We start from the raw sequence: 11328 nt of genomic DNA on the forward strand, positions 1-11328 counted from the left end.
ACAGCTGACGCCGCCGGCCCGCACGGCGGAGGCGGGCGCATGAGCGAGCGCCACGCCGCGGGTCCGATGAGCGCCGCGTCGCGGCGCCCGACGGCGCTCGGCAGGTACCGCCTGCTCAAGAAGATCGGCATGGGCGGCATGGCCGAGATCTGGGTGGCCTCCGTCGCGGGCATCTCGGGCGTGCGGAAGATCTGCGTGGTCAAGCAGATCCTCCCGCACCTCGCGGACAGCCCCGAGTTCGTGCGGATGTTCCTCGATGAGGCGCGCATCGCCGCCACCCTGGACCACCCCAACCTGGTCCAGATGTACGACATCGAGGAGGTCGACGGCGTCCCGGTCATCGCCATGGAGTACCTCCACGGCGAGGACCTCCGGACGGTCAAGAAATCGCTGAGGAAGGCGGGGCGGCGCATGCCGGTCGAGCACGCGATCACGATCGCGGCCGGCGTCGCGGCCGGGCTCCACTACGCGCACGAGAAGGTCGGCTTCGACGGCAAGCCGCTGAACATCGTCCACCGCGACGTGTCCCCGCACAACGTGTTCGTCACCTACGACGGGGCCGTGAAGATCCTCGACTTCGGGATCGCGAAGGCGGCGAACCGCGTGAACGAGACGCGCGACGGCGCGCTCAAGGGCAAGGTCCCGTACATGTCGCCCGAGCAGTGCACGAGCGAGAAGCTCGACCGCCGGAGCGACATCTACTCGGTGGGCATCCTGCTCTACGAGATGTCGACGGGCAGCCGGCTGTTCCGGCGCGGCGCCACCGAGTTCGAGCTGATGCGGGCGATCGTCGAGGACCCCGTGATGCCGCCGAGCGAGGTGTGCGGCGACTACCCGAAGGTCCTGGAGCGCATCGTGCTCAGGTGCCTCGAGCGGGACCGGGAGAAGCGGTACCCGACGGCGCGGGATCTCCAGATCGACCTCGAGGCCTTCGCCCGGGAAGAGCGGCTCGCGACCTCCTCGCTCGCGCTGTCGTCGTTCATGTCGGAGCTGTTCGGCCAGCGGGTGGAGGCCTGGCGGGGCGCGCTCGGCTCGGAGACCGAGCTCCTGTCGCACATCGTCGAGAGGCAGGAGTCGATGCAGAACGACGACTCCTTCGCGGGCGAGCTCGACGCCGGCGCCGGGTCGCCGCCGAGCCTGCGCAGCGCCGAGCGCCCTGGCGGCGCCGCGACGAAGCTGTCGGCGCCGCTCTTCTCCTCGGCGTCGCGGATCGAGCCGGCGCACGACCTCGACCCGCCGCCGCCCGCGCGCTCCCGGCGGCACCCCTCGCTGCCCTCGCTGACCGCCGTGGACGTCGGCGCCGGGGCGGAGATCGAGGGGGCGCACGGGCACGCGCCGCGCGCCCTCACGGTGACCCGGCGCAAGCTGGGCAACCTGCTCATCGTCTCGCTGTCGGGCCGGATGACCGAGGAGCTCCAGGGGCTCGCGGTGGCGCGGGGCATCTCCGGCCGCGTGCTCTTCGATCTCGGCGGGGTGCAGCGGGTCACGTCGTTCGGCGTGCGCGAGTGGATGGCGATGCTGGCCGAGGTCTCGCTGCACGCGTCCGAGCTCTACATCGGCCGCTGCACCGAGCCGATCGTGAACCAGGTCAGCATGATCCGCCGCTTCTTCGGCGACGGGCGCATCGTGTCGTTCTACGGCCCGTACCGGTGCGAGCGGTGCGGCCACGCGTTCGAGCGGCTGTTCGACTGCGACCGCGACGCGCACCTCGTCAGGACGCACGAGCCGCCCGCGAGCCCTTGCCCGCGCTGCGGCGGGGCGGCGGTGTTCGACGACGACGCCGAGAGCTACTTCGCGTTCGCGGTCAGCCACGCGGGGATCCAGCTGCCGCACGACGTGCGGGTGGCGCTCGACGAGATCGCGCGGCTCGACGCCGGCACGCACGAGGCGATCGAGAAGACGGTCGACGAGCGCGGGACGCGCATCCGGGTGCGCTGCAAGCTCGACGCGCAGGTGCGGTGGAAGCGCGCGCTCGACGGGATCGAGGGGGATCTGGTGCTCGACCTCGCGGGCGCGGCGGGGGCGACGCCCGAGGGGGCGCGGGCGCTCGAGCTCGGGCTCCGCGCGCTGGGCGACGAGGTGACGTCGATCCAGATCGAGGGCTGTCCGGTCGCGCTGCTCGACCACCTCGCCGCGGCGGCGCCCCCGCTGCGGGCGGCGGTGGTCTCGGCGCTCGTCGACGGCCTGTGCGAGCGGTGCGACGCGCCGAGGCAGACGCTGCTCGACGTGAAGGAGGCGGTCCAGGCCGCGCTCGAGGACCGGGAGCCGTACATGCCGTGCAAGCGGTGCAACGCGCCGCTCTCGTTCCTGTCGCTCCGGCCGGTGCTGAAGCGGCTCGGCGCCGCGCCGGAGCCGCCGCGCGCGCCGGCCGCGGAGCCAGCGCCGGGGGCGGCGAGGGGCTCCGCCGCGGCGGCGAGCGCGGCGGCGGCGCCGGGGTCCGCCGCGGCGGCGTTGGCGAAGGGGGCGGCGGCGAGGGGCCCGGCCGCGGAGGCGGACGGGGGGGCGGCGTCGTCGTCCGGAGCGGCGTCGTCGCCGGGGGCGGTGTCGTCGCCGGGGGCGACGTCGTCGCCGGGGGCGACGTCGTCGCCGGGAGCGGCGTCGTCGCCGGGAGCGGCGTCGTCGCCGGGGTCCTCGGCGACGGCGGGGGCGGCGTCGCGCCCGCGGGCCCGCGCCCCGGCGAGGGCGTCCGCGGCTGCCGGCCCTGGCTCGCGCTGGGCGTTCGTGGCGGTCGCGGTGTCGGCGGCGCTGCTGTTCCTCAGCGTGGGCTTCGCGTTCCGGGGCTGGGGTCGCTCGCGCCCTTCGACCGGCGCCGGCGCGGGCGCCGCGGCCTCGGCGAGCGCTGGGCGGCGCGCGGCGTTGCCGGCGTCGGTCGAGGAGATGCCGCCCTGGATGCAGCACCCGTTCGTCGCCGAGGGCGACGCGATCTTCGTGGTCGGCGAGGGCACCGGCGAGAGCCGGGAGACGGCGCTCTCGGCCGCGCGCGCCGACGCGATCTCCCGGCTGGCGAGCAACGTCGTCCCCGCGCTCGCCGGGTCGCAGGCGTACGGCTTCATCCAGGCGCGCGGCGGCGGCTCGCGGCGCGCCGGCATGGCCGAGGCCGAGGCGAACCGCTACCTGAAGCAGGTCGGCGCGTTCGCCACCCCCGAGCGCGTCGACGCGCGCTTCCAGGAGCGCGACGGCGCCGTGCTGGCGATCGCGCGCTACCGCATGCGCAAGGAGAGCTTCGACGCCGCCGTGCAGAGCTACCGGCGGACGGTGAGCGCGTTCGGGCTGACCGCGGCGCCGATCTTCCCCCTGCTCGAAGGCGAGCTGAAGACGAGCGGCGACGCCGTCGTCGTGGCCGTGGAAGATCCCGGCCCCGCGGCGGCCGCGGGCGTGCGCGTCGGCGACGTCGTCGTCGCCATCAACGGCCGGCCGCTCGCGAATTTCGACGCGCTGCGTTACGCGCTGCAGAACACGCGCGAGGGCGGCGCGGTCGAGCTCACGGTCGAGTCCGGCGGCGCGAGGCGGACGATGGCGATCAAGGCACAGGGCGGGGCGCGGGGAGGGGGCTGAGCCCGGGCGAGTCGCGCTTGCGCTGGCGTCGCGGCGTCGCGGCGTCGCGGCACCACGTGAAAGATCGCCGGCGCGTGCGCGTGCGCGTGGCTTGTTGCTCTTCGACGCCGCTGGATCTGGCGGCAGCGCCGTCACGGGCGCCGCGCCCGCAGGGTGCCTGCGGTATGCTGGACAGGCGGCGCCCCCGGTCGGAGGTCTCGAGCATGCGCGGCCTGGAAGAGATCCAAGGGCTGGAGGTCGGAACCCTGATCGCGGGCAGGTACCGCGTGAATCGGCTGCTCGCCAAGGGGGCGATGGGCGCGGTGGTCGCCGCGACGCACGTGGAGATCGGCGAGCTCCGGGCGATCAAGCTGCTGCTGCCGGCCACGGCCGCCGATCCGGAGATGTGCGAGCGTTTCCTCCGGGAGGCGCGGATCGCGGCGCGGCTGAAGAGCGATCACGTGGTGAAGGTGCACGAGATCGGGGAGCTCGCGGGCGGCCTGCCCTTCATGGTGATGGAGTTCCTGGCCGGCCTCGATCTCCGGGTCATCCGCAAGCAGCGGGGCCCGCTGCCGCTCGAGGAGGCGACGCTCTACGTGATCCAGGCCTGCGACGCGCTCGCGGAGGCTCACGCGATCGGGCTCGTGCACCGCGACGTGAAGCCGGCGAACCTGTTCTTGACGCACGCCGGGGACGGCGCGCCGTGCATCAAGGTGCTCGATTTCGGCATCTCCAAGGTGTCGCGGGCGGCGTCGCTGGGCGTGTCCGAGATGCAGACGAGCACGGGCCAGATGCTCGGGACGCCGCACTACATGCCTCCCGAGCAGATGCGTGGGCAGCGCGACGTCGACGCGCGCGCGGACATCTGGGCGATCGGCTCGCTCCTCTACGTGCTGCTCACGGGCCGGTATCCCATGCACGCGCGCTCGGTCCAGACGGTCTCGCTGGTGCTCGGGGGCACGTTCGTGCCGCCGCTGCCGTCGAAGGTCCGCCGCGGGCTCACGCCGGCGATCGATCCGATCATCATGCGGTGTCTCGAGCGGGACCGCGACAGGCGCTGGCCCGACGTGGCGGAGCTGGCGCTGGCGCTGAGCCCGTTCGCGCCGCCCGCTGCGCAGCCGCTCGTCGAGCGCATCCAGCGGCTGCTCCGCGGGGGGCCGCGCGAGGGGACGGCCGGCGCGCCGGCCAGCGCGGGGGGCGCCGACGCAGGGGACGCCGTCGCGGCTTCCGTCGCGTCCGGCCCGAGATCCTCGACGAGCGGTGTCGTGCTCGCGCTGCGCCCCGAGGAGCCCCTTTCGGCTGCCCCGCCGCCCTCGGTTCCCCGCGCGGCGGCGGGCGCCGCGGGACCGGGCGGGGCCGCCGCCTCGGCGGGCAGGGCGGGCGTCGAGCCGGCGGCCAGCCTTGCGGGACCCGGAGGGGCGGCCGTCGTCGCGGCCAGGGCCAGCGTCGAGCCGGCGGTCGGCGCTGCGGGGCTGGGCGAGGCCGCCGCCGTTGCGGACTGGCCGCCACTCGATGACGTCCTCATCGGGGAGGCGACGCTCGCCGGGCTGAGGCCGCGCGGCAGCGTCCTGGCGTCGCGGCTCTGGCGGCTGCTCTCGCCCCCCGGGGTGGCGGCGGTGGCGGTGGCGATCGTCGCCGTGCTGCTCGTGGGTGGGACTCGGTGCGCGGAGCAATCGGAGCCCTCGGGCGAGTCCGAACGATCATCCGGAGCTCGCGCCACGGGACCGCCCCTTGCAGGCGCACCCTGGACCGAGGCGGGCAGCGCCGGTCCCGCCGGTCACGCCCCTCTGGCCGTCGCGGCCCCTTCCGCTTCGCTGTTACCCTCGTCCGAGCCGGTGGCGAACGTCCGGCGCGAGGAGCTCCGAGAGCAGGCCCCGCGCGCCGAGGACCGCCCTGCGGCCCGCGCCGCGGCCGCGACGAGGCTCCCCGCGAGCAGGAGCGTCCCGGTTCCTGGCGCCTCCTCGCGAAGACACGTGTTGTCGGCCAGCGCTCCGCCTCGATGACGCGGGAGCGGTCGACTCCGGTGCTGCGGACTGTCGCGCGGCTCAAGAGCGAGCGTTGACTCAGCGTGCCAGTCCGTGCGCTCGCTGGGGTCTCTAGTGTCCTTGGCGCGTGATGGGGGTCTCGATCTGGATCTCTGCGCCAGGAGGGAAGGGGATGAACCGCCAAGGACGCCAAGAGCGCCAAGATGAAGAGGATGAGCTCTGGGCTCTCCTGGAGTCCGTGGCGTTCTGGTGATTCCTATCCGGGTAGCTGTATTTGACCTGGAGGAGCGTCGACCCAGGTCGAGCCGCCGCGCCGGCGCTCCAGAGGTGCACTCTCGCGACGCGGCGAGCGGCGCTCTCCAGGCGCGGGGCGAGGTGGGCTCATCGTGTCACGAGCGAGCAGCGGGGCGCTGCGTCACTTGCTCTGGATGACGCCGCAGCCGATGCGGCCCCCGGCGTTTCCGGCCGGCTGGCCGCCGTCGTCCTGCTTCTCGTGGACGATGATGGCGCGGCCCAGGAAGGTGTTCGGCGCGCCCTGCTTGAGGTTCGCGCCCTTGGCGACGATCTCGTGAGCGCCGGTCCCATCGGCCTTGACCTCGATGTTGCCGAGGTCGCCGAGGTGGCGGGCCGAGGCGTCGGGGAGGCCGTGCGGATGGTTCTCGGGGTTGTAGTGCGCCCCGGCGCTCTTCGCGTCCGGCGCGCTGCAGTCGCCGGTCTCGTGCACGTGCACGGCGATCTTGCCCTTGGGGGCGCCCGTGACCTGGACGTTGACCTTCACGCCGCCGTCGACCTCGGTGAAGGTCGCCGAGCCCTTGAGCTTCGAGTTGGTCCGCGACTCGATGGGCACCTCGACCGTGACGGGCGCCGCGGCGGCGGGCGCTGACGCGGCGCCGTCGCCCTGCGGGCTCGCCTCGGGCGCCGGCGTCGCGGGCGCGGCGGGCGCCTCGGGCGCCGGCTGCGCCGGCTGGGCGGGGACGTCGGGGACCGCGGGGGCCGGCTCGGGCGCGCCGCCGCAGGCAGCGACGACCAGGGCGAACGAGGCGAGCAGCGAGAGGGGATAGGCCGGTTTCGTCACAGCGGAGACCTCCAGGTTCGTGAAGCGTTGGACCTCGGCCGTCTCGTAGAGCGGACCCGGCGGGCGATCAATCGGCGAACTCTACAATCGTCAGGTGCGGTCACCGGCGCGGACGAGGTCTGGCGGCGTTCCTGTCCATCGAGAGGGTGGGCGACCTGAAAGGAATGCCGCGCCCGCCGCGCCAGGCCGAGGCGCTCCGCCACCTGGCGGCAAGTCCCTCGCTGCGGTGCACGCCGCCTGAGGTGCCGAGTGGATGTCGGTGGTGTGGAGTATGAGATCCGGTGATTCACCGGGGGCACATCCGGGGATTTCCTGAAGCCCGCGCGCGCTCATCGATGGTATCAGCGGCGCGCGCGGCGGCCGGCGACCAGGCGGCGAGGCGCCCAGGGCGAGCGCGAACCACGGCGTGGGGGCGAGGCGGGCACGCTGGCGGTGCGGCAGCTGCAGGCCTCACCGTCGTGAACGGCGCTGTGCGGTGGTGGACGAGGCGCGGAGTCTACCTCCGCGCCTCGCGGTCGCCTCACTGCGCGTCGGGGCAGCCGATCTGCTCGGTGCCGATCACCACGTCATCGATCCACGCCGTGCGCGGCTCGTCGGGCTGATAGGACTCCCAGCCGAGGGCGATCTTGTCGAACGCCGGCGCGGTCCACTCGAAGCCCTCCATGTTGTTGGCGCAGCCCTGGCCGGTCCCGGACACCTTGAGGTCGGTCAGCTCGGTTCCGTTGAGCCAGAAGCGCATCTCGTTCTTCGGCCCGTCGAAGCTGAACTCGACGCACGCCCACTCGTTGACCGGGACCACCGTCGTCTCGTTTGCGTGGTGCCAGCAGTCCGTCTGCGGGCCCGTCTTCGGGTCGCTCCAGTAGCCGGGCGTATCGTAGTTCGCCATGAGCTGGCTGCCGCCCGTGACCGGATGCTGGCCGCCGTAGCGATACTGCGCCGCGTAGGGCGCCCCCATGAAATCGCTGCCCGGGATGGTCCCCGAGCCGTCGATGATGGTCCAGTGGACGTCCCCGGTGGGCGCGGACTCGAGGAAGAACATCATGCGACCGTGAATGACGTTGGCGTCGGTCGGCAGCTTGTCCGCGTCGATGAACTGGATCATCGCGGACTTGTAGTTGTTGTCCCCGGTGCTCGCGGGCGTGGTGAGCTTGACGGACTTGGTGCCGCTGAAAGCCTTCGTCGTGTCGACGCTGACCGCGGAGCCGTCCATGGCCGTGTAGACCTTCCACTTGTCGCCCGGGGCGCCCTGGCCCTCGTACGACTCGAAGTCGTCGCAGATCAGCGACGTACCGGCACACGCCGTGTCGCCGCCGCCCGTGCCCGTGGCGCCGCCGCCCGTGCCCGTGGCGCCGCCACCCGTGCCCGTGGCGCCGCCGCCCGTGCCCGTGGCGCCGCCGCCCGTGCCCGTGGCGCCGCCGCCCGTGCCGGTCGACGTCGACGAGCTCGTGCCGCCGTCGTCATCGCCGCACGCGGCAGCGCCCATAGCGGTCATCGCGAAGAGACCCAGCAAGCTAACGCAATAATGAAGCTTCATTTTCGTTCGGTCCTCCGCGGCGACTATTGCACGAGCGCCTCGCGTGGTTCAAGAACGAACGTTTCTGTCGGAACACCCCGTCCATGGGCTCGAGATCCCATGAACCGGGCGAGTGCAGTGTAATCCGCCATCCCCGGAAGCTGCCTTGAAGAGCCGCCCTCCGCGCCTCCAGGAGCGCGTGTGAGCGTTCACGTGCCGCCGCGATCCGCGCCGGTGGGTGGTGCTGTCATTTGCCCAGAGAGGGTTCACATGAAGGCGGTAAGGCGGGAAGATCATTGAGATTTTCTTCCCGCCTTACCGCCTTCATGTTCAAATGACAGCACTACCCGCCGGCGAGCGCCGTATCGGGGGAGATCGCATAGAGCCTCTCCTCTCCCTGCTTGCCCCGGATCCGCACCATCGCGGGCACCGCGCCTGCCGGGCTCCCGGCCGCGGCGAACGTCGCCTCATCCATCAGCAGGCCACCGGCCCTGGCCTGCGCCTGAATCCGAAACGCGGTGTTCACACGATCGCCGATGATCGTGAACTCCCGCCTGCCGCTCGACCCGATGCTCGCCAGGAGGACCGGCCCAGTCGAGAGCCCGAGCCGCGTCGGGAAGGCAGGCCGGCCGTGGGAGCGCTGCTGTTCGTTGAAGTCCGCGATCGCCCGCTGGATGCGCTGCGCCGCCGCGAGCGCGTCCGGCGCGCTCCGGAAGAACGCGAGCATGCCGTCGCCCACGTACTTGTCGACCTCGCCCTGGTGGTCGTAGACGACCTGCGCCACCGTGGCCATGTAGAGGCTGAGATCCGCGAGCAGCGGCCCCGGGTCCTCGTGCTCCGAGAGCCGCACGAAGTCCTCGATGTCGCTGACCAGCACCGTCAGCACCTCGCGCGCCGGCGGGCTCGGCCTGTTCGACGAGACGCTCTCCTCGATGCTCTCCCACGCCCGGTCGGACAGGTACCCGCGCAGCGCCGCCTGCATCTGGCGGACCTGCGCGTAGCGCTCCTCGAGCTCCTTCCGCTGCCGCTCGAGCTCCCGGCGCTGCCGGTGCAGGAGCAGCTGCGTGCCCACCCGCGCCAGCACCTCGCGCAGCTCGAACGGCTTCGTCACGTAGTCGACGCCGCCCGCCTCGAACGCCATCACCTTGTCGCCGATGCCCGTCATCGCGCTCAGGAAGATGACCGGGATGTCCGCCGTCCGCGGGTCCGCCTTCAGCCGCCGGCACACCTCGTAGCCGTCCATCTGGGGCATGTTCACGTCGAGCAGGATGAGGTCCGGCGCCACCGCCGCCGCCGACATCAGCGCCATCGCGCCGCTGATCGCCGCCCGCACCTCGTAGCCCTGCGCCGTCAGCATCGAGGTGAGGAGCGACAGGTTCGCCGGCATGTCGTCCACGATCAGGATGTTGGCGGCGTCCTCCCGCGGGCGCTCCGGCCGCGCGCCCCCGATCTCCACGCGCGCGCGGGGCGCTGGCTTTGCGTCGGTGTCCGTCATGACGGCTCCTCCTCGTCTGCGCTCGATAGCGCCAAGATGCTGTCGAAGCGATACCCTCGCGCGAGCTCGGCCACCGCCCCCGCGAGCTCCGCGTCCTCCGGCCGGAACTGCTCGATGGTCGCCTGCACCGCCTTCGCGTCGAGCCGCGTCGCCGCCCGCCGGAGGTCCTTGCGCAGCGACGGGGGCAGCTCGGCCGCCGCGCGCGCGAGGTCGACGGACCGCGCCCCAGGCGCCAGCGCCGGGGGCGACGGCGCGGCGGGGCGGTCCTCGTGCTCGAAGCGGGCCCCGAGGTGCTTCGTCAGGAGGTTGAAGATGTCCGCGTCGCGGAACGGCTTGCTCACGAAGTCGTCGCACCCGGCCTCCGCCGCGAGCAGCCGGTTCTGCTCGAACGCGCTCGCGGTCATCGCGACGACGACCGTCTCGCGCCCACGCGGGCTCGACTTGATGCGGCTCGCCGCCTCGTAGCCGTCGAGCAGCGGCATGCGCAGGTCGAGCAGGACGAGGTGCGGCGACCACGTCTCCCATTGCGCCACCGCCCCGAGCCCGTTGGTCGCGCTGCGCACCTCGACGCCCACCGAGTCGAGCAGCTTGAGCAGGCAGTGGCGCACGTCCCACCGGTCGTCGACCACGAGCACGCGGTACCGCGGCTGGCCCGGCGCGAGGCCGACGACGCGCCGCGAGCGCGGCGCCGCGCTGAGCCGCGCGCCGCCCGCGTCGGGGAGCGTCAGGCGCACGTCGAAGCGGAGCGTCGTCCCGCGGCCGAGCCGGCTCTCCACGTGCATGTCGCCCCCCATCATCCGCACGATGCGGCGGCTGATGTGCAGGCCGAGGCCCGTGCCCTCGCGCGACCTCCGCCCGCTCGCGGTCTGCGCGAACGCCTCGAAGAGCTCCGCGAGCTCCTCCTCGGCCATGCCCCGGCCGGTGTCGGTCACCTCGAACGACACCCGCGCCCGGCCCGCCGTCGCGCCGTCGTGGGCGCCGCCCTCGCGTATGCCGCCCTCACGCACGCCGCCTTCACGTATGCCAGTAGCGCGCCGCGCCCACGCGCGCAGCGTCACCGACCCCCTCGGCGTGAACTTCAGCGCGTTGCCGAGCAGGTTGATCAGCACCTGCCGCAGCTTGCCCTCGTCGCCGTGGACGAGCTGCGGCACGTCCGGCTCCCGCTCGACCTTGAGCGTGAGCCCCCGCTTCTGCGCCTCGACGGCGAACATCTCCGACAGCCCCGAGAGCATCCCGTGGAGGTCGAAGTCGGCCTCGGCGAGCGTCATCCGGCCGGCCTCGATCTTCGCCATCTCGAGGATGTCGTTCACGAGGCCGAGCAGGTGCTCGCCGCTCTTGCAGATGACCGCGAGGTTCTCGCGGTGCCGGTCGCCGAGCGAGACGTCGCGCTCCATGAGCTGCGCGAAGCCGAGGATCGAGTTGAGCGGCGTCCTGAGCTCGTGGCTCATGTTGGCGAGGAACGCGCTCTTCGCCCGGCTCGCCGCCTCGGCCTCGGCCTTCGCCCGGCGCGCCTCCTCCTCGGCCCGCCGCGCGTCGACGAGCTCCTCGGTGAGCCGCTGCTCCGCGGCGCGGCTCACCGCGAGCTCCTGCGCTCTCCACTCGAGATCGCGCTCGCGGGCGCGGAGCCGCCGGCGGAGCGCCCAGAGGACGACCACAACGAGGGTCCCGACGACCACGGAGGCGGAGATCCCGACCAGCTGCATGCGATATGCCCCCCACCCAGCCC

General features: G+C 73.1%; 6 protein-coding genes. 2 read left to right on the top strand and 4 right to left on the bottom strand.

What is annotated here, in order from left to right:
- Nucleotides 1-39: 39 nt before the first annotated feature.
- Nucleotides 40-3555: a protein kinase domain-containing protein gene (locus WME85_RS49975; RefSeq protein ID WP_437832465.1), complete on the top strand. Its 3516-nt coding sequence runs from the start codon at nt 40-42 to the stop codon at nt 3553-3555.
- A gap of 203 nt (nt 3556-3758) precedes the next feature.
- Complete coding sequence (locus WME85_RS49980; RefSeq protein WP_437832467.1) at nt 3759-5537, top strand: serine/threonine-protein kinase; 1779 nt, start codon at nt 3759-3761, stop codon at nt 5535-5537.
- A gap of 397 nt (nt 5538-5934) precedes the next feature.
- Here the strand turns inward: WME85_RS49980 and WME85_RS49985 are convergent, their stop codons facing one another.
- The 4 genes from WME85_RS49985 to WME85_RS50000 all read right to left on the bottom strand — a co-directional run bounded on the left by WME85_RS49985 (nt 5935) and on the right by WME85_RS50000 (nt 11305).
- On the bottom strand, nt 5935-6594 hold the full coding sequence (locus WME85_RS49985; RefSeq protein WP_437832470.1) for a superoxide dismutase family protein: 660 nt from the start codon (nt 6592-6594) through the stop codon (nt 5935-5937).
- Between the two features lie 520 nt (nt 6595-7114).
- Nucleotides 7115-8128 (bottom strand): hypothetical protein, encoded by a 1014-nt coding sequence (locus tag WME85_RS49990; RefSeq protein WP_437832472.1) that lies wholly within the window; start codon nt 8126-8128, stop codon nt 7115-7117.
- 322 nt (nt 8129-8450) lie between these two features.
- Nucleotides 8451-9602, bottom strand: coding sequence for a response regulator (locus WME85_RS49995; protein ID WP_437832474.1), 1152 nt, complete (start codon nt 9600-9602; stop codon nt 8451-8453).
- Nucleotides 9599-11305: an ATP-binding protein gene (locus tag WME85_RS50000; RefSeq protein ID WP_437832477.1), complete on the bottom strand. Its 1707-nt coding sequence runs from the start codon at nt 11303-11305 to the stop codon at nt 9599-9601. The genes WME85_RS49995 and WME85_RS50000 overlap by 4 nt, the downstream gene beginning before the upstream one ends.
- Nucleotides 11306-11328 lie beyond the last annotated feature (23 nt).

This window comes from Sorangium sp. So ce1153 (genome assembly GCF_051521595.1).
GTDB lineage: Bacteria > Myxococcota_A > Polyangia > Polyangiales > Polyangiaceae > Sorangium.